General features: G+C 68.6%; 17 protein-coding genes. 8 read left to right on the top strand and 9 right to left on the bottom strand.

The window, feature by feature from the left end; all coding sequences use genetic code 11:
• Window positions 1-57: 57 nt before the first annotated feature.
• Window positions 58-936 (bottom strand): ribose-phosphate diphosphokinase, encoded by an 879-nt coding sequence (gene prs, locus MXF70_RS03565; protein WP_248517501.1) that lies wholly within the window; start codon window positions 934-936, stop codon window positions 58-60.
• A 782-nt stretch (window positions 937-1718) separates the two neighbouring features.
• Between prs and MXF70_RS03560 the strand changes: the two genes are divergently transcribed.
• Window positions 1719-2549, top strand: coding sequence for a COX15/CtaA family protein (locus MXF70_RS03560; RefSeq protein ID WP_248517499.1), 831 nt, complete (start codon window positions 1719-1721; stop codon window positions 2547-2549).
• 42 nt (window positions 2550-2591) lie between these two features.
• Here the strand turns inward: MXF70_RS03560 and MXF70_RS03555 are convergent, their stop codons facing one another.
• The 7 genes from MXF70_RS03555 to MXF70_RS03525 form a co-directional block, all read right to left on the bottom strand.
• Window positions 2592-3548 carry a hypothetical protein gene (locus MXF70_RS03555; protein ID WP_248517497.1) on the bottom strand — a complete coding sequence of 319 codons (957 nt, stop codon included), beginning with the start codon at window positions 3546-3548 and terminating at the stop codon, window positions 2592-2594.
• 255 nt (window positions 3549-3803) lie between these two features.
• Window positions 3804-4898, bottom strand: a complete 1095-nt coding sequence (locus MXF70_RS03550; RefSeq protein ID WP_248517495.1) for a poly-gamma-glutamate biosynthesis protein PgsC/CapC — start codon at window positions 4896-4898, stop codon at window positions 3804-3806.
• Between the two features lie 253 nt (window positions 4899-5151).
• Window positions 5152-5829, bottom strand: a complete 678-nt coding sequence (gene purQ, locus MXF70_RS03545; RefSeq protein ID WP_248517493.1) for a phosphoribosylformylglycinamidine synthase I — start codon at window positions 5827-5829, stop codon at window positions 5152-5154.
• The gene (gene purS, locus MXF70_RS03540; RefSeq protein WP_248517491.1) at window positions 5826-6080 is read right to left on the bottom strand and encodes a phosphoribosylformylglycinamidine synthase subunit PurS; all 255 of its coding nucleotides are present in this window, start codon (window positions 6078-6080) and stop codon (window positions 5826-5828) included. Before purS ends, purQ begins: the two co-directional genes overlap by 4 nt.
• Before the next feature lie 397 nt (window positions 6081-6477).
• Window positions 6478-6666, bottom strand: a complete 189-nt coding sequence (locus tag MXF70_RS03535) for a DUF7470 family protein (protein ID WP_248517489.1) — start codon at window positions 6664-6666, stop codon at window positions 6478-6480.
• 185 nt (window positions 6667-6851) lie between these two features.
• The gene (locus MXF70_RS03530) at window positions 6852-7757 is read right to left on the bottom strand and encodes a universal stress protein (RefSeq protein WP_248517487.1); all 906 of its coding nucleotides are present in this window, start codon (window positions 7755-7757) and stop codon (window positions 6852-6854) included.
• Between the two features lie 60 nt (window positions 7758-7817).
• Window positions 7818-9203, bottom strand: a complete 1386-nt coding sequence (locus MXF70_RS03525) for an eIF2B alpha/beta/delta subunit family protein (RefSeq protein WP_248517485.1) — start codon at window positions 9201-9203, stop codon at window positions 7818-7820.
• A 156-nt stretch (window positions 9204-9359) separates the two neighbouring features.
• Here MXF70_RS03525 and MXF70_RS03520 point away from each other — a divergent pair, with 156 nt between their 5' ends.
• The 5 genes from MXF70_RS03520 (at window position 9360) to MXF70_RS03500 (ending at window position 16129) form a co-directional block, all read left to right on the top strand.
• Entirely contained in the window at window positions 9360-9854 is a 495-nt protein-coding gene (locus MXF70_RS03520; protein WP_248517483.1) for a metallophosphoesterase family protein, read from the top strand.
• Between the two features lie 712 nt (window positions 9855-10566).
• Complete coding sequence (locus tag MXF70_RS03515; RefSeq protein WP_248517481.1) at window positions 10567-11388, top strand: HesA/MoeB/ThiF family protein; 822 nt, start codon at window positions 10567-10569, stop codon at window positions 11386-11388.
• Between the two features lie 82 nt (window positions 11389-11470).
• A complete protein-coding gene (locus tag MXF70_RS03510) occupies window positions 11471-14173 on the top strand; it encodes a glycosyl hydrolase (protein ID WP_248517479.1) in 2703 nt (900 codons plus the stop codon).
• 271 nt (window positions 14174-14444) lie between these two features.
• Window positions 14445-15410: a succinylglutamate desuccinylase/aspartoacylase family protein gene (locus MXF70_RS03505; protein ID WP_248517477.1), complete on the top strand. Its 966-nt coding sequence runs from the start codon at window positions 14445-14447 to the stop codon at window positions 15408-15410.
• A 185-nt stretch (window positions 15411-15595) separates the two neighbouring features.
• Window positions 15596-16129 carry a hypothetical protein gene (locus tag MXF70_RS03500; RefSeq protein WP_248517475.1) on the top strand — a complete coding sequence of 178 codons (534 nt, stop codon included), beginning with the start codon at window positions 15596-15598 and terminating at the stop codon, window positions 16127-16129.
• A 33-nt stretch (window positions 16130-16162) separates the two neighbouring features.
• Here MXF70_RS03500 and MXF70_RS03495 read toward each other — a convergent pair whose 3' ends face one another.
• Window positions 16163-16720 (bottom strand): sugar O-acetyltransferase, encoded by a 558-nt coding sequence (locus tag MXF70_RS03495; RefSeq protein WP_248517473.1) that lies wholly within the window; start codon window positions 16718-16720, stop codon window positions 16163-16165.
• 223 nt (window positions 16721-16943) lie between these two features.
• Here MXF70_RS03495 and MXF70_RS03490 point away from each other — a divergent pair, with 223 nt between their 5' ends.
• Together MXF70_RS03490 and polC are read left to right on the top strand one after the other, a co-directional pair.
• On the top strand, window positions 16944-17363 hold the full coding sequence (locus MXF70_RS03490; RefSeq protein ID WP_248517471.1) for a PPC domain-containing DNA-binding protein: 420 nt from the start codon (window positions 16944-16946) through the stop codon (window positions 17361-17363).
• A gap of 61 nt (window positions 17364-17424) precedes the next feature.
• Entirely contained in the window at window positions 17425-22518 is a 5094-nt protein-coding gene (polC, locus tag MXF70_RS03485) for a DNA polymerase II large subunit (RefSeq protein WP_248517469.1), read from the top strand.
• Window positions 22519-22802: the final 284 nt, after the last annotated feature.

The raw sequence follows: 22802 nt of genomic DNA, 5'->3' as shown, positions 1-22802 counted from the left end.
CGGGGCCGCGGATCGGTCGGTCAGAATAGCGCGGCAACTGGTTCCTGGGGTCCCGGTTCAGAGCTCCTCGGCGATCGCCGGGGCCGCGGAGACCGTACTCACGGTCCGCTCGATGGTGTCAGTCGCGAAGATCGCCTCGACGCCGGCGCGGGCCAGCTTGCTCCGTGCGTCGCGAGCCAGTAGCGGGTGGACGCAGGCCACGAACACGCGCCCGACGTTCCGCTCCTGAAGCACCTCGATGGACTCGCTCATCGTCGAACCCGTCGCGACGATGTCGTCGACGACGACCACGTCCCGATTCTCGACGGCCGCGTCGCTGGGCTCGATCGAGACCTCGGTGCCGGAGCTTCGGGTCTTCTCGAAGTGGTCGACGGCGCCCTCGCCGTAGGCGGACTGCACGGTCTCGGCGATCTCGATCGCGCCGGCGTCCGGCGAGAGGAAAAGCGGGTCGGCGAGCGCTGGATCGGGACCGGTTTGGAGCGGCTCCGCCAGGAGCGCTTCCGCGTCGATCGCGGTCGCCGGCGGGTCGAAAAACTCGCAGACGCCCGGCTCGTGGGGCGTGACGGTCAGGATCCGATCCGTGCCGGGCGAAAGCGCCCGTGCGATCGCGCGCGCCGTCACCGGTTCGCCCGCTTCGAAGGCTCGATCCTGGCGGCCGTAGCCCATGTACGGCAACACCGTGACGACCTCGTCGATCCCGGCCTCTCGGGCAGCGTCCTGTAGCTGGAGCACCTCGAGATGGGACGCCGCCGTCGTGGTCGATGCGACGATCACCGCCCGATCGACGTCCGCGAGGGAGTGGGTCGCCGGCGGCGAGAGTGCGAACTTCGACTCGCCGTCCGGGAACGCCGTCTGGTCGACGGCTCCGAGGGGCTCGTCGAGTTCGGCGGCGAGCGCGGCGGCCAGCGACTGCGACGTGGACCCGCTGACGATCATACAGTTCGGTGCGCCCGGCCCGCGAAAACGTGTTTCGGTCCTAGGGGCAACAGGCGGCTTCTGAGAATCGCGTTTGACGGCGACCGCAGCCGCGTACGGAAGCCCCCTCCCGCTCGACGCAGCTACCTCGCTGTGCTCCTCGGCTCGCTTCGCTCGCCTGCGGTGCTTATTCCGAAAGACATCGCTTCGCTCGTCTTTCGACGTTCGCCTCACTTCGTTCGGCTCACCGTCGGTACCTGCGACGAGCGGTCGGCCCCTTCCGGAGTCCCTCCCGGTGTCGGTAATCGGCAGTCACGGATCCCCGGTGGTCCACGTCGGCGCGCGCTGGCGTGGGTGAGCCGAGCGGAGCGAGGCGAACCTCGTCGGAGCTTGCTCCGACGGTGTCGCGAGCCCCGAAGCGGGCGAGCGGCTGCGCCAGCTAGCGTGCGAGGGCCGAGCACCGCAGCGAAGCGAGGAGCGCAGAAGGTTGGGGAGGATTGAGGGCGGGTGGGACTGAGCGAAATCTTTGATTTCGCGAGGTACGGAAGATCTCTGATCTTCCGGCACATCGAAAGGGGCCGAGTGACTCGGCTGTCCCCGGGCGACGCAAGCACTGGACCGACTGCGCGTAGCGAAGGAGGGAAGCGCGCAGCGAGCCCTGGGATTCCGAGCGCTCGGGGGCTTTCGGAGGTTTCAGCAATTGAACTACCTCGTTCTCAATCTGAAGGCCAGTGTTCTCCCCCAACCCTCCCTAGCCGGGATCGACGGTCAGACTGATATGCATCAGGACCCGACCCCCGAGTATGTCGATGCGCTCGCGCGCCAGCGGATTCGTCCCCTCGCTACCCCGTCTTGCGATGGGAACGCTGGCGCTCACGTTCGTCCTCATGCTGCTCGGCATCTGGACCGCCGTCGGTGGCTACGGCCTGACCTGCGAGGGTCGCTGGCCGATCTGTGACGGTGCGGTGTTCGGGCTCTTCCCGGCGAACTTCGGGAGCTTCGTCGAGTGGTTCCACCGGCTGGTCGCGATGGTCGTCGGGTTCGCGATTCTCGGCACGACCGTCTCGGCGTGGCGTGCCGGTTCCGAGCGTCGGGTCGTCGCCGCGTTTGCACTCGCCCTGGTCTTGACGCCGCTCCAGATCGTGCTGGGCGCGTTGACCGTGACGACCTACGAGCGCCTGATTCTCGCGACGCACTTCGCCTCCGCGCTCGCGATCCTCGCGCTGTTCGCGGCCGGCACCGTCTGGACCGTGGGCCGGGTGCCCTCCCGCGATCGTCTCGTCGGGATCGCGGCATTGGTCCTCGCCCCGGCAACGCTGTTGACGCCTGGCGTCGTGATCGCGCACACCGCAGAGCTGCACGTCCTGTTCAACGCGCTGGCACTCGGCGGATTCCTCGCGCTGTTCGTCGCGAGCCTCGCTCCCCAGCGCTCCGACGGGCCGACGCGACTCGCCGCGGGTGGCGGCGCGGCCGCGGCCGCGATCGCGATCGTCGTCGGACGGGTTCGCCTCGACCCGACCGGCCAGGCCACCGTCGCTGCGGGGCTGGCCGTCGCGTTCGCGCTGGCGGTGGCGACGCTCTGGCTCTCGCGGCGCACTGACGCGGGCGGATCGGTCGGCCTCGCAGGCTCCTGAACTCGTAGCGATGACCGTCTCCGCAGCCGCAGACTGCCACTTTCACCCGATTTTCGGCGTTCCAGAGCGCTGGATCCGGCCCGCGATCGCGTTCGCGATCGCCGAGCCCGCTGGCGTCTCCTCGACGCCGGTGACGAGCGTTGGACCGGCAGCGAGCGCCTCGTCGAGGACCGTTTCGCCCGCCGCATCGGGCCCGTACTCGACGGTCGGCGCGGCACAGCGGTCGGCGAACTGCTCGGCGAGCGGGCCGATCGCGTACACCGTCGGCACGGTGCGGCGCTCGTGGCACTCGCTCGCGTAGTTCGCAAGCGTGGCGGCGACGTCCCGACGGCGGCCGTCGGTGACGACGACCAGCTCGACGGGCTCTCCGTCCGAGCAGAGCGCGTGGCGGAGCCGTTCGATCGCGACGGCGTCGGTGACGCCGAGTGCGTCGTAACACTGGCCGGCGGGAAGGTCGATCCACTCCGGCCGGGAGGACGCCGCGAGCGCTTCCCGTTCCTCGTCGGGCATCGGCGCTTCCTCGAGCGCTGCGAGTGCGCCGTCGATCGCCGATCCGAGCTCCGCACCGGGCGCGTCGGCGTCGTGGGCGCCGACGTGGGAGATGGTGGCGCCGCGGCGCTCGATCGCCCTCGCGAGGTAGCGCCGGACGGCGGGCGTCCCCTCGGCGTTGACGACGTGGGCGCCCGCGGGCACTGCGCTGGCGATCGACCGGACGACGTCGCCCCGACCGGGCCCGCGGGTGGCGGTTCCATCGCTTCCGGCGGCCGTCACGACGGCGACGTCCGGCGGTCCGAGCATGTCCCGGGCGCGGCCGACCGCCTCGCCGTCGCCATGGGCGTCCACCAGCAGGAAATCCACCGCACCGCGCTCGTCCCGATTGTCCAGCGTCGGATCGTCGCCGTCGATGCGCACGGACCGAGCGGCGTAGCCGCGGCGCTCGAGCACGGCCCGCAGCCGTTCGGTCACGGCGGCGGTGCCGACCGTGCCGAGGACGAACACGCGCGCCTCGACAGCACCTCGTCGCGGTCGCAGGACGCTGCGTATCGAGCGAATCAGCCCGCCGCCGTCGCTCGACTGCCGCTCTGACGACTCCCGATAGCTCTCCCTGGTTGTCTCCGTCCAGGGCCGGTCAAACACGCCGGATCACCCCGGAGCCGGTGCTCGCGGCCGGCTGGCATCGACCGGCGAACTCCGGCCGGCCACTGGCGGCGTTCGGCCCACTTCCCGGCCGGTGCCGCCAGCGCAAACTGCGCGTCACGAGGGCCACCTCCCTTCGGCGGCGCGGAGGCGAACTTCGCTGGGTCGCTCGCGTTCGCGACGCGCCAGTACCAGCCCGGCCGTGCCGAGCGCGACCACGACTCCGAGCCCGCCGAGGATGCCAGGAAGCGGCCCGCCGATCCCCGCGGTGGCGCCGAGAACGACGACCGCGATGACGTAGAGTGCGCCGCCCAGGGCGAGACCGTCGAGGAGGTCCGCGCCAGCCTGATAGCCCAGCAGCCGGGCGTCCTCTGCGCCGAACGCACCGGCGAGCACCGCCGGCAGCGCTGGCGCCCCGAGCACGGCGGCGACCCCGCCGACCGTCGCTCCGAGGAGTCCGACCGTTGCGCCGAGTCGCCGACTCGAGAGGCGGAGCCGGGGCTGCAGCAGTCCGATCGCGAGAGCGCTCACGAGCCCTGCGGCGAGGAAGGCCAGCGGTACGGCCACGCTCTCGAGTGACCACACGGCGAGCAGTGGGACGGACAGCGCCCCGGTGTGGAGCGCGTATCGCCAGCGAGCGAGCGTTCCCGCGACGAGCGCGAGCACGAGGACGGCTGCCAGCACGGCCAGCTCCCCGACACCGACGCCGCCAACGGCGCTCGCCGCGGCCAGCTGGCCGGGGTCGGCGCCGGCGACCGCTCCACGGAGGACGAGCCCGGAGAGCACGAGCGCGAACAGCGCCGTCACGCCGCCGACCGCGAGCGCGTTCCGCTCCGCCGCTGGCTGGCGGCGCAGGTCGTCGGCGAGAACGCCCGGAACGACCGCGCCGACGAGCCACAGCTCCGGATACGCGGGCGGCTCGCCGAGCGCGGTGGCAACGGCGAGCGTGCCCAGCGGAACCACCGCGCCAGCACCAGCGGCGACGGCGCGCAGCCGACGCCCGTGGAGGAGCGTCCGGCGCTCGACGACGGCGAGCGCGAGGAATGCGAGTCCTGCACCCGCGAGGGCCACGAGCACGATCGCGGGGACGATCACGGACACCGCGGCGACGAGTGGGAGGGCGATCGCGGTCTCGGCCCGGCCGTCGCCGGGGCGTGCGCTGGCGGCGACGACGCCGAGTCCGAGGAGGGCGATCAGGACCGCGACGATCATGGTAGTCTGTACCACTCCCACCGTTTTAGCTCTTGAGGGGCGTGGCTGCCGCTCGGCAGTGGACGGCTGCTATCCCGAGGAAACCGGCAACTACCGGGCCCGAACGACGGAGAGAACTCGGGAGAATCAGTTCCTATCGACGCGGAATGACGGAGAAATGGATCGTCGGGGTATCGCGGGATTCACTGGCCCGCCCGAATCAAATCGCCCGTCTCCGGTCGGTGCCGACCACCGGCACCACGACCGTCCTAGATTAGCCGGACAGCCCTTCGAGAATCGCGCGACCGTCGGTGCCGCCGAGTTCGGGCAGGGTCGCCCGCTCGGGGTGGGGCATCAACACTGCACCGTTGTCGCAGTCGCCGAGCACGCCCGCGACGTTGTCCTTCGAGCCGTTGGGGTTCGCCTCGTCGCTGACCTCGCCGTCGGCGTCGCAGTAGCGGAACAGGACCTTGTCCTCCTCGATCAGGTCGTCGTACACCCCCGACTGGACCTCGTAGCGCCCCTCGCCGTGGGCGATCGGGAGTTCGATCACGTCGCCGACCTCGAAGGAGCTGGTAAACGGCGAGTCTGTGGTCTCGACGCGGAGGTGGACCGGTTCGCACTGGAAGCGCGCGCTCTCGTTGACGGTGAACGCGCCGTCGACGAGCCCCATCTCCGCGCAGATCTGGGCGCCGTTGCAGATGCCCAGGACGGGGGTGCCGTCGTCGGCCGCCTCGCGCACGTCCTGCATGATCGGCGTCCGGGCCGCCATCGCGCCGGCGCGGAGGTAGTCGCCGTAGGAGAAGCCGCCGGGGAGGACGATGCCCGTCGTGTCCGCTGGAAGCCCGTCCTCGTACCAGACGATCTCGGCGTCGATACCGAGATCCTGGAGCGAGCGCAGCGCGTCCCGGTCGCAGTTCGAGCCACCGAACCGGACGACGGCCACCGTCATGTGCGATCCTCGATCTCCACGTCGTAATCGTGGATCGTCGGATTGGCGAGCAGCCGCTCCGCCATCGACTCCGCTCGTTCCGCGGCTGCGTCGGCGTCCGCCGCGTCGAGGTCGATCTCGTAGCGATCCGCGAAACGGAGGTCGTCGAGCTCGAACTCCAGTCGTTCGAGCGCGCGCTGGGTGGTCGCTGCCTCCGGATCGAGGACGCCAGATTTCAGCCGAACCGTCACAATCGCGGTGAACGCGGCCATTACGTCGTGGTCGCAAAGCTGCGAGCAAAACTCTTGCGAAGGGGCGTACGGATCTCAGTTGTTTGCGGCCGCGTCGATCGCACCAACCACCCAGCTACCGCAGGCGCTATCGTTGCAAGGCACAGGGACACCACAGCCTTGGAAGCCCCCTCCCGCTCGCGGCTTCTGACTCGTTGCGCTCCTCGGCTCGCTTACGCTCGCCTGTGGTGCTTACGTCGTCGGAAGCCGCGACCGGTCGGCCCCTTCCAGTCCCTCCCTGGAGGCTATCGAGCAGGCCGGTTCCCGGTGGGAGGCGCACTGAAGCGTCTCGCGGTGGCGAATTTCGCAAGCGAAACGATCCGGAAGCGGAGCTCGCACAGGTCCTCGATCCGACCGCGTGCGCTCGATTCGACCCGAGCTACACCATCCCGCCCATCCCCATCGCGCCGAGCGCGCTGGAGACGAGCGAGCGGACGATCAGCCCGAGGCCGGCGATGGCGATGGCGAGTCCGGCGGCGACGAGCAGGCTGTGCCAGGCGATGATCGCGATGCCGCCGACGAGCAGGAGCAGGCCGACGATACCGCCGATACCGAGATGATTGAGCATATGCTGTGGCGACTCATTCGGGGCCGATAAGCGCGACGGTTCGAAGAGGGGCGGCTCGGGAAAACCCTTCGTCACACGGGGCTCGGTGGGGGTAACTCTCGTCACCGCCGCCCCTGCCCGTGATCGACTGGGGAGTGCAATGGGCCTTTCGTGGCTGGACGGCGGACCGCCCGCACCTGGTGCCGTCAGTCCTCGCTCTCCCGCATCGGCACGCACAACACCGGCACGTCGCCCTCGCGCACGACGTGCTCGGTGACGCTGCCGAGGAGGAACCGATCGAGGCCCGAGCGGCCGTGGGATCCCATCACCACGAGATCGATGGGCTCGTCCTCGCAGAATTCGAGGATCGTCGGTGCGGGTGCGCCGGCTCCGACCGCGCCCACGACGTCGACTCCGGCGGCCTCGCCGCGCTGGCGAACGGCCTCGATGGCGTCGTTGCCGGCGGTGTCCAGCGCGTCGAGCAGCTGCTGGGAGCGGACCGTCGTCGGGAACGGCGTCGCGTCCGCTGCGAACAGCGCGTGCAGCGGCGCGTCGTAGTGCTCCGCGAGGCCGATCGCCCACTCGGTCGCCGCCTCGGCGCCGTCGCTGCCGTCGGTCGGCACGAGCAGTTCGTCGTAGGGCGTCTGGTCGGCGTCGGGATCGCCGGCACCCGGCGGCACGACGAGCACCGGCCGGGTGCTCGTTCGGAGGACGTTCTCGGCGACGCTGCCCAGCAGCACGCGATCCAGCCCGGATCGGCCCTCGGTACCGGCGACGACCACGTCGACGTCGTGCTCGTCGGCGTACTCGGAGATCACGCGGTGGGGCGTCCCAGGCCGGACCGCCGTCGTCACAGACGGTGCGGCGGGGCTGTCCGCCGCCAGGTCCGCGACCGACGCGACTGCCTGCTCGCCGGCCTCGGTCAGCACGTCGTCGGCGTCCGACTCGGCCAGTGCCGTCTCGGCGACCCGACGCGCTGCCTCGTCGACGACCGCGAGCGCGTGGAGATCGGCGCCAGTCGTTGCCGCCAGCGCGATGCCGTGCCGTGCTGCGCGGTCGGCGGGGTCGCTGCCGTCGGTCGCGACGAGCACCGTCTCGATCGGAGGCTCCATGACTGGACGTTGGACTGCCGGGGCCTTAGTCGCCGCGCCGCAGCGGGCGCCCGACGGAGGTCACCGCGCTCCCGCGGGCTCCAGCGCCCGGAGCCTTTCGACGATTTCCGAAACGTCGCCCGGCTCGAGTACGCCACGCTCGGTGACGATCCCGGTTATCGCGTCGGCGGGCGTCACGTCGAACGTCGGGTTCGTCACGTCCACGGCAGCACCGCCGTCGTAGACTGCCGCGGGATGGCCTGACTCGAGATTGACACCCTCGCTGGTGGTGATCTTGTCCGACGCCGCAGCGACGTAGACGGGGATTCCCTCCCGTGCGGCAGCGATCGCCGCGCCGCGGGTCCCGGTCTTGTTGATCACGCCGCCGTCGGGCAGAATCGCGTCCGCTCCCACGAGTACTGCGTCGACGCCTGCCGAGGCGAGCCGGTGGGCGATCGCGGCGTCGGTGTGGACCGTGATCGGCGCGTCGATCGCTGCGGCGAGCGTTTCGGCGACGTCGATGCCCTCCCGTGCAGGGCGGGACTCCGCGATCGAGAGCGCGGCGGCGGTGTCGGCCTGGAGCGCCTCGAAGACGGTGCTCGACCGAGAGAGGGTCAAGACGTGCCAGCCCGAGACGAGGCCCGCGGCTCGCATCGCGGCCTCGGCGTCGCCGGCGAGCGCGCGATTGATTCCGTCGATTGCAGCCCGTTCGACGTCGGCGGGGGTTGCTGCAAAATCGTCTGCGGGCGCTGGGTAAGGATCATCCGTGGGTGCTGGTACAGGATCGCCGGAAGGCGTGGCATCGTTGGCAGTACCCGCACCCTCCGAATCGCCGTCCTCTGCCGTCGCAATTGCTCGATTCACCCGGTTCCTGAGCACCGCCATGCTCGGCCTGGCCTCCCGCAGCCGGTTCGCGAGATACTGCAGTTCGTCGGCGTCGGATTCGCCCTCGGCGACGAGCAGGCCCGCGCGATCGCGGAGCACCTCGAGGGCGCGGATCGACAGCTCCGCAGCGCCGTGTTCGTCGTCCGCGGCGACGGACTGGACCGACGGGGCAACGCGCTGGTAGCTCTCGAACAGTCGCGGCACCGTCTCACGACGGAGCAACTCGGTGGCGGGGAGCCACTCCGCGCTTTGGAGCTCCACGCCGAGGTCGATCTCGCGACCCGGCGCGTCGAAGAGGACGGGCGTGACCTCGAACGTCGCGTCGTATTCGGGCGCCTCGATCGTGAGCGGCGTTCCCGTGCGAACGTGGTCGAGATCACTCAGTCCAACCTCCTCGTGGACCTCCCGGCGAGCCGCTTCGACGGGCGTCTCCTCGTCCCCGACCGGATCCTCCCCCGGCTCGATGACGCCCGAAACGCCGCCCCACTGCCCCGGATAGGTCTGTGCGTCCTCGCTCCGGTGGGTGGCCAACACCTCCCCATCGTGGCGCACGAACGCCGTCGCGACCGCGACTGCCTCCATGGCTGGCACCTCGGTGGGCCCCATCCTATCGCTTTCGACGGCGGACTGGCCATCCTGTTCACTCTCTCGTTTCGCGTGTCGCGTTCCCAGCACGCCTCCACTGGCAGCTCCATCCAGACGAAAAGCGATAGGGCAGTCCACGCCGAACCCTCGCCAATGCCACGCGTCGCCATCCTCTCTGACACGCACATTCCCTCGCGCCGTGCTGCGCTCCCGGGCTACGTTCGCGACGAACTCGACGCGGCCGACTGCGCGATCCACGCCGGCGACTTCGACAGCCGAGAGACCTACGAGACGATCGCCGACCTCGCGGGCGATCTCACCGCCGTCGCCGGGAACATGGATCCCGCGATGGACCTCCCGCGCGTCGCGACCAGGACCGTCGGCGGCGTGACCTTCGTCGTCACCCACGGCACCGGCTCGAAGGCGAAAGGCGCCTACGAGTCTCGCGTCGCCGGAATCGTCCGCGAGCACGACCCCGAGGCAGTCGGTGTGTCCGGGCATACGCACAGCGTGCTCGACACCGAGGCCGAGGGCGTCCGGCTGCTCAACCCCGGGAGCGCGACCGGCGCCGCGCCTGCCGACCGCGCGACGATGTACCGCGCCGACGTGCTGGATGGTGATCTGGAGCTGGAACTACTCGAGGGCTAGGGGATTCGTTCTCAACTGCTACAGTATCGGCGGTGAACTGCTTGGAAGCCCCTCCCGCTCGCGTCCGCTCGCTCGCTGTGGTCCTCGGTTCGCTCCCTTCGGTCGCTCACCTGCGGTCCTTGCACCGACAGACTCGCTTCGCTCGTCTGTCGAGGTTCGCCTCGCGTCACTCGGCTCACCGTCGCGACCGAACGCGAGCGGTCACCGGGAGACCGGAGGTCTCCCGAGCAGACGGACGTAGTCCGTCAACGGCCCCTTCCAGTCCCGGAAGAGCAAGCTCTTCCGACCTTCGCAGGATCGAGGATCCTGCTCAGTCCCACCCGGATTCGTCGCTCATCGAGCGCGAAACCCTGGTGGTTCACGTCGGCGCGCGCTGGTGCCGGCTGCGAGCCCCGAAGCGGGCGAGCGGCCGCGCCAGCCAGCGCGCGAGGGATGAGCACCGCAACGAGCGTAGCGACGTGAGGAGCGCAAGAGGTTGGGGAGGACCGAGGTGCGGTGGGAGGGACATCGAAAGGGGCAGGCCGACTCGGCTGTCCCCGGGCGAAGTAAGCACCACAGCCGAACGAGCGGAACGAGAGAGGCGAGGAGCGCACCGAGCCCCGGGGCATCGAGCGTCCTGGGGCTTTCGAGCGTGTCTGCTATCCGACCACCACTCCAAATGCAGCAATTCGGTCCCGGGCCGCTTTTTGCCGTGCCCCTCCACCATCTACGCATGAGCGACCTCGATCTCGGGCCGGAGCAACTCGAGCGCTACGCCCGGCACGTGGTCATGGACGACGTCGGGCCGGAGGGGCAGGCGGCGCTGCTCGACGCCTCGGTGCTCGTCGTCGGCGCGGGCGGGTTGGGCTCACCGGCGATTCAGTACCTCGCAGCGGCCGGGATCGGGCGGCTCGGGATCGTCGACGACGACGTCGTCGAGCGGTCGAATCTCCAGCGGCAGGTGCTCCACGGCGAGGCCGACGTCGGGCGGCCGAAGGTCGAGAGCGCGGCGGAGGCGGTGGCTGCCCTGAACCCGGACGTGACCGTCGAGGCGTTCGAGACGCGGTTCGACGCCGGGAACGCGATGGAACTGGTGACCGACTACGACATAGTCCTCGACGCCAGCGACAACTTCCCGACGCGGTTTCTCGTCAACGACGCCTGCGTGCTGACCGAGACTCCGTTCGTCCACGGCGCCGTCTACCAGTTCGAGGGGCAGCTGACGACCGTGTCCGGCGGGGGCGAACCCTGCTACCGCTGCCTGTTTCCGGAGGCGCCGCCGGCAGGGACCGTTCCGAACTGTGCGACGGCGGGCGTGCTGGGCGTCCTCCCCGGGACGATCGGTGCGATGCAGGCCACGGAGGCCATCAAGCTCTTGCTCGACGTCGGCGAGCCGCTGACGGAGGCCGTGATCTACTACGACGCGCGCAATCCCGGCACCGAGACCGTCGAGCTGCGCCGGCGACCGGACTGTCCGATCTGCGGCGACGACCCCGACATCGGCTCGGTCGCGGACGTGACCTACGAGGGCGGCTGTACCGCAGACGCGGACTGACCGCGGCGCGGCCGGACGCCACCTGCGCGAGCGCCGGAACTTTTTTCCGCGAAACTGCGGACGTACAGTCGTCTCCGAAACCATGTCTGGGCACCTCGATGGCAGGCGCGGCGCGTCGATCGCGGTCGTCCTCGGCGTCGCGCTGCTGGCCGTCGCGGTCCTCGCGGTTCCCGCAGCAGGCGTGCTCGGATCCATCGGCGCCAGCGCCGGTGCGGTCGATCCAGCGACGGCGAACACCTCCGGAGCGTCCTCGCCAGCCCAGGCGACTCTTTCCGTCGCGATCGGCCAGGAGGCGCGGGGCAACATCTTCCTGACCAACGAGACGCCGCGGATCACCCTCCACGCCGACGGCGAGATCGCCTGGCGCGTCGAGGACTACTACGGGGAGGTCGTCGCGAACGGCACCGAATCGATCGACGGACAGACGACCATCGATTTCCCGCTCGACGAGGTCGGCCACTATACGCTCCGCGTGCTGCCCGCGGCCGGGACCGCGAACGGCGACGGCGCGGCCGCCGACAGTGGCCTCTCGGACGCCGCCGACCGTCCAACGATCGCTCGCACCTCACTCGCCGTGCTGCCGGCCGACGAGTTCGACACCGACGACGAGTTCTACGCGATGTCGACGAAGTTCGGGGCCGGCCGCGACCACGAGATGATGGACACGCTCGAGCACATCGGCGTCGGGACGGTCCGCGACGAGCACGGCTGGCACGACGTCGAGCAGTCTCCCGGCGAGTACGACTTCTCGGGGTCGGATCGCGCCGAGTTCATGGCAGAGCTCCAGCAGCGCGGTTTCGATCGGCTGTTCCTCCTCGTCTACGCGAACCAGCTCTACGCCGAGGAGTGGGACGGGATCTTCACCTTCCCCAGCACCGAGGCGGCCAGGGAGGGCTACGCGAACTACACGGCCGCGGTCCTCGAGGAGTATCCCGATCTCGAGCACGTCGAGGTCTGGAACGAGCCCAACATCGAGAGCTTCTCCGTCGGCCCTGCCGGCCAGGATCCGGCGGCTTACGCTGCCCTCCTCGAATCGACCTACGACGCCGTCCAGAAGACCCGCTCGGACGTCACCGTCGTCGGGGGCAGCACCACTCGAAACTACTCGACCAGCGGCGTCCCTCCGGCCATCGACTTCGGCTACTGGGAGGGGATCTTCGAGGCCGGCGGTGCCGAGCACATGGACGCGATATCGGTCCACCTCTATCGCGATGAGCCCGCGGCGTTCGGCAGCGATCTCGATCAGCTCCGCGAACTCACCCGCGAGTACAACGACGGCGAATCCATGCCGATCTGGGTGACGGAGCTCGGCTGGGCGACCTCGCCACATCTCGCCGGCGGCGACGGGGAGACAACCCAGGCGCGACACCTCGTCCAGAGCCACGCCCACCTCCAGCAGGCCGGCGTCGAGCGCTACTACTGGTACACCCAGGTCGACACCTACTACCAGGACGACATCTGGCAGCACGCGGACGGCAGCGACCAGTTCGGCCTGCTGCGCGGCGGGGACAACCCGCTGGGCGAGAACACGCCCAAACCGAGCTATCTCGCCTACGCAACGATGACCAGACAGCTCGCGGACGCCGAGTTTCAGTCCTCGGCCACCCAGCCAGTCCAGCGCTATCGGTTCGCCGACGGCGACGAGCAGACGAGCGTGCTTTGGACCGAGGAACGCACGGACGTCACGCTCCGCACCGACGAGCCCGTCACCATCTCGACGATGACCGGTGACGAACAGACGCTCACGCCGGTCGACGGCGAGGTCTATCTGACCGTCGGCCCCGATCCGATCTACGTCGGCGGCGGGATCGACGAGATCGAGGCTGGCGCACCGGTCGGTCTCCAGTCCTCGGTGCAGAGCGGCGGGTCGGCGGGACAGCTCGACGCGACCTTCGAGAACGACGGATCGGTCGATCGAACACTCACCCACGAGATCGCTGGCGAGACGCTCTCGCTCACTGCGGGCGGCGGCGAAACGGCGAGCGGGACGATGGCCGTCCCCGACGCCTACGGAAACCGTGCCGCCGTCGCCGTGGACACGCTCCGGATCGACGGCGAAGTCGTCGGGCGCCTCGAGGCGCCGGTCGGCGTCCCACGAGCGCAGTTCTCGGAGCCTGCCGTCGCCACCGGAATGACGGTCGAGACGATCAACGAGGGGCAGTGGAACGGCTTCTCGGAGGTCAACGACGTCGGTACCGACCACAGCGCATTCACTGCGACCACGTGGAAAGGCGTCGCCTGCTACCAGACCGACGTCGACGCCGGCGCGCCGGGACACACGCTGTACGTCGATCTCTCCGACGACCACTTCAGCGGCACCGATACCGGCGCTGCCGTCACCGTCCGGTACTACGACGACGGGAACGGCTCCTTCGGAATCGAGTACGATGGCGGCGTCTCCGAGATCGTCGAACTCGACGGCGACGACGCCTGGGAGACGCACACGTTCGATCTTTCCGAGGTCAATTTCTCCGCGGCCGACGGCGGACTCACGACCCACGGCGGTCACGACTTCCGCATCTCGCTCCAGGGATCGCTGATCGGCACGAGCGAGGGTGATCTCTGCTTCGAGTCGATCACGATGGGCACCGAGCCCGCAACCTCGATCGATCCCGTCGAGGGCGGCGGGTCGGGCGGGAACGGAACTGCGGGCAACGGCACGGCCGGGAACGCAACCGACGGGTCCGGCGGCGACGGCACTCCCGGGTTCGGCCTCGTTCCTGCACTGCTCGCGCTGCTCGTCGCAGGGCTCTGCTCGCGAGGCTGGCACCGGCGCGTCGACTGAGTGCCTCCTGTCTGCGGCTGTCCTCCAGGTCCCGTCTGCACCAGGCTGCCCATCGAGCGTACGCTGTCTGTGGCTATCCACCGAGCGGACTCTGTCCGCCTGTGCGGGATCGCCGAGCGCATTCAGGCGGCAAAATAGCCACGTTGGCCTGGTATCCGTCGGTCACGACCCAGCGAAGGCGCTGGCATCCGCGCGAGCGGCTGCAGGTAGCCGGCGCCTGCTGGCGAAAACGGGCAGAACCCCTAATTACACCGACTCCCATGGCTAGGATATGGCCGGCCACCACGCAGAGACCGTCACCCTCGCCCGGCTCCCCGCTGGCACCGAGGTGGCCACCACGGTTCACACCTACGAGGGCGCCGGCGACGGACCGACGGTGTACGTCCAGGCCGCCCAGCACGGCCAGGAGATCAACGGCACCGAGGTCTGCCGCCGGCTCGACGATCGACTCGACCCCGAGGAGCTGTTCGGGCGCGTGATCGTCGTCCCGGTCGCCAACCCGCTCACGTTCGATCGCGTCTCCTACACGACGCCGGAAGCGCTTGACGGCGTGAACCCGAACATGAATCGGGTCTGGCCCGGCGATCCCGACGGCACAACCCACGAACGCATGGCAGCGCGGCTCTGGGCAATCGCTGGCGAGGCGGACGCTATCGTCGACCTCCACACCGGCTCCGTCGAGATGCTGACCCACGCCGTCTTCACGGAGGGGGATCGGTGCGCCCGCGAGCTCGCGGTCGCCTTCGGCACCGAGCTCCTCCTCGCCGAGCCGGCGGGCGAGTCGGCCAGCGACGAGTGGCACGAGCGTAGCTTCGACGGCAAGCTGCGCGTCGCAGCTGCCAACGCCGGCATTCCGGCGATCACGCCAGAGCTCGCCCACAACAAACAGCTCGTCGAGGACGCGATCGAGGTCGGCGTCCGCGGGGTGCTAGGCGTCCTCCGGGAGCTCGACGCGCTCCGCGGCCAGCGCATCAGCGGCGCCGAGCCGACGATCGCGCGCAACCATCTCGGCCGGGTGACGGCGGGCAACTCCGGACTCTTTCGCATCACGGCCGACCTCGACCTCGGCCAGCGCGTTCCCGAGGGGTTCCAGCTCGGCACCGTCTACCACCCGACGACCTACGAGCCACTGGAGTCCGTCGAGACGGATCGCGCCGGCGTGCTCTACGCGCTGACCCGGGAGGCGACCGTCACCGCGGGCGATCGGCTTGCGAGCGTCGCGATCGATCCGGAGTGAGGCGGCCTGTTGGGCGTGCGGGGATCGAGTCGGAGTGAAACGATCGCTTCGGCGTGCGAGGACCGGTTCGAAACGGGGCGTGCGATGGCCGCTTCGACACCGGAGGTCTGCCGGCCTACCTGCCGACACCAAGTACCTAGCGACCGGGTTGATCGTGAATCAGGAGCTGGGATTTCGTCGAGGCAATGACTCGCGATCGACCGACGGCTCGCTATCACGACGACGCATCGAGCGACAGACAGAACGACGGCGGCGCTGGCAGTGGAGGGACCGACCTCTCCCGCCGCCGGATGCTCGGCGCCGCCGGTGCGGCAGCGGCCGCCGGACTCGCTGGCTGTTCGGGGATCCTGGGTGGCGGCGGTGACGGGGACGGCGGCTCCTCGGGGAGTAGTCCGGACAACGTCCAAAACGAGGTGAATGGCATCGAGGTTACGGACGCGACCGCAGACGCGAGCGGTGGCCAGTACTCGATCACGGTGAATCTCCGGAACACCGGCGGCGAGGAGACGAGCGTGCTCGATTTCGCCTACGACGTCACGCTCTACGATGAATCGGGGTCGGAGATCCAGACGATGGGCTCGGCGGCCGCGAACCGCGATGGGTTCTACAACGGTGACACGGGAACGGTCGAAATCATGCCACAGCTGGAGGCGGAGGCCTCCGCCGTGGACAGGTTCGAACTCACGGTCCGCTGTGACGAAGGCCCATACTGCGAGTAGACCGACGGTGCGAGTGGAGTACGGCCGCTCCGCTCACTCGATCTCCCTGACGACTTCGGCCGGGTTGCCCTGGACCACCACGTCGCTTGGCACGTCCTCGGTGACGACCGCGCCAGATGCGATCACCGCGCGATCGCCGATCGTCACGCCGGGGTTGATCACCGCCTGTCCGCCGATCCAGACCTGATCCCCGATGGTCACCGGCTTCCCGTACTCGACGCCGGAGGTGCGTTCCTCGGCACCGAGTGGATGCGTCGCGGTGTAGACGTGGACGCCCGGCCCGAGCAGGCAGTCGTCGCCGAACTCGATCCGACAGACGTCCAGAAAGACGCAGTCGAAGTTCGCGTAGAAGCCGTCGCCGAGGTGAATGTTGTACCCGTAGTCACAGCGAAACGGCGGCTCCACCCACGGCGAGTCGCCGGCCGATCCCACGAGCTCGCGGAGGAGTTCGCGCCGGCGATCGTCCTCGCCTGGATCGCTCTCGTTGAGCTGCTTCGTGAGCTCGCTCGCGTGCCGTCGGTCCGCGGCAAGCTCCGGATCGCTCGCGTCGTAGCGCTCTCCTGCTAGCATCTTCTCCTTCTCGGTCGGCATATGCCCGGAGAACGCACTCGGCGGGGAAACAGCCTTTCGGCGTTGCCGGTATCCGTCTGGAGGCCCTCGATTCAGGCGGCGTCGAACGGCCGTCCAGGACCGTACAACCGCTCGATGGTGTCGCCTCGACGACCGGTCGGCCCGGTCGGCATTCCGATCGGCCACGGTCGCGCCCCGTCCGCGAAGTCAACACTAAAGGAGTCGGCCTCCGTCTGGATCGCACATGGACTACCGGGCCGTCGAGACGACGGAGGAGTACGTCGCCCGGCTGGAGACGGGTGCGGACTGGCGCGCCGAAATCGAGTCGCTCGCCGACGACGTTGGCGCCGACGCGGGCTGGTTCAGCGGAATCGGATCCGTCTCCGACGCCGAGGTCTGGTTCTACGATCAGGAGACGACTGAGTACGAGCCGGTGACGTTCGACGAGCCGCTCGAGGTCGCGGCCTGCGTCGGGAACGTCTCGCTGCTTGCAGGGGATCGGTTCGCGCACACCCACGCGGTGCTCTCGCGGCCCGACGGTACGGCGATCGCGGGCCACATCGACGCCGCGACCGTGTTCGCCGGCGAGATTCACTTCCGCGCATTCGAGGAACCGCTCGAGCGAGACCACCACGAGCCGACCGATCTGGATCTGTGGCTGTGACGGGCGATCGTCGACCTGCAACGGCGCTCGTGGTCGCCCGAGCGTCAGCGAGGTGTCGCCAGTGAAACCCGAGGACGAGCAGTATTTCGACGAGATCGAGACGGAGCTCGACCGCGCGATCGAGCTCGCCGAGGAGGCGAAATCCCGCGGCGAGGACCCACGACCCGAAGTCGAGATCCCGACCGCCCGGGACATGGCCGACCGCGTCGAGAACATCCTCGGGATCGAAGGCGTCGCCGAGCGCGTCCGCGAACTCGAAGAGGAGTTCAGCCGCGAGGAGGCCGCACTCGAACTCGTCGAGGACTTCGTCGAGGGCCGGGTCGGGAGCTACGAGTCCGACGCCGGCAAGATCGAGGGCGCGGTCCGCACGGCCGTCGCCCTGCTCACCGAGGGCGTGGTCGCCGCGCCGATCGAGGGGATCGACCGCGTCGAGATCGAGCAAAACGACGACGGCACCGACTACGTCACCGTCGCCTACGCCGGCCCGATCCGCTCCGCTGGCGGAACGGCGCAGGCGCTCTCGGTGCTCGTCGCGGACTACGCCCGCAGCCTGCTCGACGTCGGCGCGTTCAAGCCACGCGACGACGAGATCGAGCGCTACGCCGAGGAGATCGAGCTCTACTCGAACGAAACCGGGCTCCAGTACACGCCCAAGGACAAGGAGTCGAAGTTCATCACGGAACACTGTCCCGTGATGCTCGACGGCGAGGCCACCAGCGACGAGGAGGTCTCGGGGTTCCGGGATCTCGAGCGGATCGACACCAACTCCGCACGCGGCGGCATGTGTCTCGTGCTCGCGGAGGGGATCGCGCTCAAGGCGCCGAAGATCCAGCGCTACACTCGCAATCTCGAGGAGGTCGAGTGGCCCTGGCTCCAGGATCTCATCGACGGCACGATCGGGAAGGAGGACGGCGAGTCGACCGACGCCGAGGCGGCCGAGGACGGCGAAGACGACGGCGACGCAGTGGATGACGGCGATTCCGAGGAGGCAGCCGAGGAGAGCGACGCCCCCGACGGTCCGCCTCGCGTCGATCCCAACGGCAAGTTCCTGCTGGACCTCATCGCTGGCAGACCCGTCTTCGGCCATCCCAGCGAGTCCGGCGGCTTCCGCCTGCGCTACGGCCGCAGCCGCAATCTCGGCGACGCGACGGCGGGCGTCCACCCCGCGACGATGCGCCTCGTCGACGACTTCCTCGCGCCGGGCACCCAGATCAAGACCGAACTGCCCGGCAAGGCCGCCGGCGTCGTCCCCGTCGATTCGATCGAGGGGCCGACGGTCCGACTGGCCAACGGCGACGTCCGACGAATCGCCGACGACGCGGAGGCCAAGGAGGTCCGCAACGGCGTCGAGGCGATCCTCGACCTCGGCGAGTATCTCGTGAACTACGGCGAGTTCGTGGAGAACAATCATCCACTCGCACCCGCTGCGTACGCGACCGAGTGGTGGATTCAGGACTTCGAGGCCGCGGGCGTCGACGTGCAGGCGCTGGCGGACGATCCAGCGGTCGATCTCGAGGCCCCGGATCCCGAGACCGCAATCGAGTGGGCCGAGGCCCACGACGCGCCGCTCCATCCCGACTACACCTACGTCTGGCACGACGTCTCCGTCGAGGACGCAGACCGACTCGCCTCGGCGATCGCGACCGGCGACGTTCGGCGAGTCGACGCGGGCCCCGAGGGTGCCGTGGCTCCAGACGGCGGCACGGCCGCCACCGCACCGGCCGGCGACGCGACCGACGCCGACGAACTCGTCCTCGAAGCAGATCCCGAGGGCGACGTCGCGCGAACCCTCGAGACGCTGCTCGTTCCCCACCGTCAGCGTGAGGACGAGATCGTCGTTCCGACGTGGCGGCCGCTCGCCAGCTCGCTCGGCCTCACGGACGATCGCGAGCGATCCTGGGCGCTCGAGGACCTCCCAGAGGACGCTCGCGAGTGGGAGAACGCGGTGCAGGTCGTCAACGCCGTCGCACCCTTCGAAATCCGGGAGAAAGCGCCGACCCGCGTCGGCTGCCGAATGGGCCGTCCCGAGAAGTCAGAGGACCGGGAGCTCTCCCCGGCGGTCCATACGCTCTTTCCGATCGGGGACGCCGGCGGCGACCAGCGCGACGTCGGCGCGGCGACCCACCACGCCGACTCCCTCTCGGAAACGCCCGGCGAGATCACGGTCGAGATCGGCGTCCGTCGCTGCGCGGACTGCCAGACGGAGACCCACAAATCGCGCTGCCCGGACTGTGGCGAGCACATCGAACCCCACTACACCTGCCCGGACTGCGACATGGTGCTTCAGCCCGACGACGCGGGCCGGGTGCAGTGCGACCGCTGCGAGCTCGAGGGCTCCGCCGTCGAGGAGCGCCGGATCGACGTCGGCGAGGCCTACCACGACGCGATGAACGCCGTCGGCGAGCGCGACCACGCCTTCGACATGCTCAAAGGCGTCAAGGGGCTCACCTCCGAGCTCAAGACGCCCGAACCGATCGAGAAGGGCGTTCTCCGCGCCAAGCACGACGTCTCCGCGTTCAAGGACGGCACCGTCCGCTACGACATGACGGACCTCCCGGTCACCGCCGTCAAGCCAGCCGAACTCGACGTCTCCGTCGACCAGTTCCGCGAACTCGGCTACGAGGAGGACGTCAACGGCGAGACGCTCACCCACGAGGACCAGGTGGTCGAGCTGAAGGTTCAGGACGTGATCCTCTCCGAGGGCGGCGCCGATCACATGCTGAAGACCGCTGCCTTCGTCGACGACCTGCTGGAGTCCTACTACGGGCTCGACCCCTACTACGAGCTCGAAGACAAGGACGACCTCGTGGGCGAGCTGGTCTTCGGGATGGCGCCCCACACCTCCGCCGCTGTCGTCGGGCGCGTGATCGGGACGACGAACGTTGCAGGAGGATACGCCCATCCGTACTTCCACGCAGCGAAGCGCCGGAACTGCTTCCACCCAGAGACGCCGATCTGGTACAAGGACGAAGCAGGCCAGTGGCACCACCAGGCCATAGAGGAGGTCGTCGAACCGAGGCTCGAATCGCCCGATACTGACGACTTCGGTACGGAGTCAACAGAACTCACTGCACCGATTCGGGTTCCGACGACCACAGAAGGAGATACCAGATCGGTTGGCTCGGTTGAGACAGTCTCGAAGCACCCAGCTCCAGACCATCTCGTACGCGTGGAGACTCGGAGCGGCCGAGAACTTCGCGTCACTCCCGATCACACGATGTTGGTCGAAAACGGCGACGGCGTCCAAGAACTGCGTGCGAGCGAGGTCCAGGTCGGCCACTCACTCCCGAGTCCAAAGTCCATCGACTTCGAGGGGACGCCCCACCGGTTCGATCTCCTCGACGAACTCCTCGACGTCGAGACCGTCTCGAACGAAGACCTCGTTATCCGCAATATCGGGGAGTCGACGCTCAAATCGATTCTCGACGACGCGACCGACAGTGGGCAGTACCTCAAACCGATCGCGACGGCGCTCGACGTGAGCACGTCGACGGTGTACAACTGGGTGAACCGCGACAGCATTCCGGCGTCAGTGCTGCTCGAGTTCTATGATACGGAGGAGCTGTTACGTCGCGTTCCCGAGTCCGTGGAGCTTGGCGTACGGCGCGATGGGACCTCTGTCGCACGACAGCTCGAAATCGACGAGGAACTCGCGACCGTCTTCGGATACTACGCCGCCGAGGGATTCAGTCGGCAGGAGTCCGGATCGTTCTATCAGACGACGATCTGCATCCCGGATCGAACTGCGCGCGATCAGATAATCGAGACGTTCGAGTCCAGCTTCGGCATCGACGCGTTCGAAGAGAACGAGTGGAAGGTAACGGTGTCCAGCCGGCTCGTGAACGCCCTCTTCGAGGAGGTATTCGAATTCGGAACGAAAGCAGAAGAGAAGCGAATTCCCGATTTCCTCCTCGATGCGCCGACGCCGCAGTTGCGGGCATTCCTCGCTGCGTATTTCAGTGGCGATGGGAGCGCAAGTGCAGATCGAATCGAAATCCGTGCCCACACGATCAGCGACACGCTCAAAGACGATCTCGTCGCTGCACTCAAACGATTCGGCGTAGCGTGCAAGACCTACAGCGAGCGCCGCAGTCCAGAGACGGGGGCGGTTGCCGAGTTCTACGAAGAGGTGCCGGAGTTCGAGAGCTGGGTACTCAAGATCACGTCCGAGCACGCCGCCGTCTTTGCCGACGATATCGGATTCCACCTCGAACGGAAGCAGGCCGCCATCGAGGAGTCGCTGGATTCGACACCACTCCGATCGCAACGACTTTTCGGTGACGGAGGCGATCAGTGGCTCGACGAAGTTGTCGACGTCGAACCGGTCGAATCCGACGTCGAGTACACGTACTGTCTCACCGTCGAAGAGACGCACACACTCGTCGCCAACGACCTCTTCGTCGGCCAGTGCGACGGCGACGAAGACTGCGTCATGCTCCTGCTGGACGGCCTCCTCAACTTCAGCAAGACCTACCTTCCCGACCAGCGCGGCGGCCGGATGGACGCCCCGCTCGTCATGTCCTCCCGGATCGACCCCCAGGAGATCGACGACGAGGCGCACAACGTCGACGTCGTCGACCAGTATCCCCGCGAGTTCTACGAGGCGACCCGCGAGCTGGCCGATCCCGAAGACGTCGACGTCGAGATCGTCGAGGACACGCTCGGCACCGACGAAGAGTACTCCGGCTTCGGCTTCACCCACGAGACCACCGACATCGCCGCCGGCCCCGACCTCTCGGCGTACAAGACCCTCGACTCGATGATGGACAAGATGAACGCGCAGCTCGAGCTTGCCCGCACGCTGCGGGCCGTCGACGAGACCGACGTCGCCGAGCGCGTCATCGAGTATCACTTCCTGCCGGACCTGATCGGCAACCTTCGGGCGTTCTCCCGACAGGAGGTCCGCTGTCTCGACTGCGGCCAGAAGTTCCGCCGCGCGCCCCTCACGCGGGAGTGTCGGGAGTGTGGCGGCGACATCACGCTCACCGTCCACGAGGGCTCCGTGAACAAGTACATGGAGACCGCGATGGAGGTCGCTGAGGAGTACGGCGCCCGCAAGTACACGAAACAGCGCCTTGAGGTCCTCGAGAAGTCGATCGACCGGGTGTTCGAGAACGACAAGAACAAGGCGAGCAGTCTGGATGACTTCATGTGAACCTTTTTCCGGAGAGCGGGCGCTGTGAGCGCCCGCTCTCCGCAAAGACGTTCATGAAAAACGGCTGCACCACAGCCTCCGCAGCCACACAGCACCCGCTCCGCCTCCGCAGCCACACAGCACCCGCTCCGCCTCCGCAGCCGTACCGCACCTGCTCCGCCTCCGCAGCCGTACCGCACCCGCTCCACCTTCCGCAGCCGTACCGCACCCGCTCCACCTTCCGCAGCCGTACCGCACCCGCTCCGCCTTTGCGGCCGCTCAGCTACCCCACCGTCTCCGCAGAC

Source organism: Salinarchaeum laminariae, from assembly GCF_023204835.1.
In the GTDB taxonomy this organism is placed as follows: Archaea; Halobacteriota; Halobacteria; order Halobacteriales; family Salinarchaeaceae; genus Salinarchaeum; species Salinarchaeum laminariae.
This window is presented reverse-complemented; position numbering and strand designations above follow the sequence as displayed.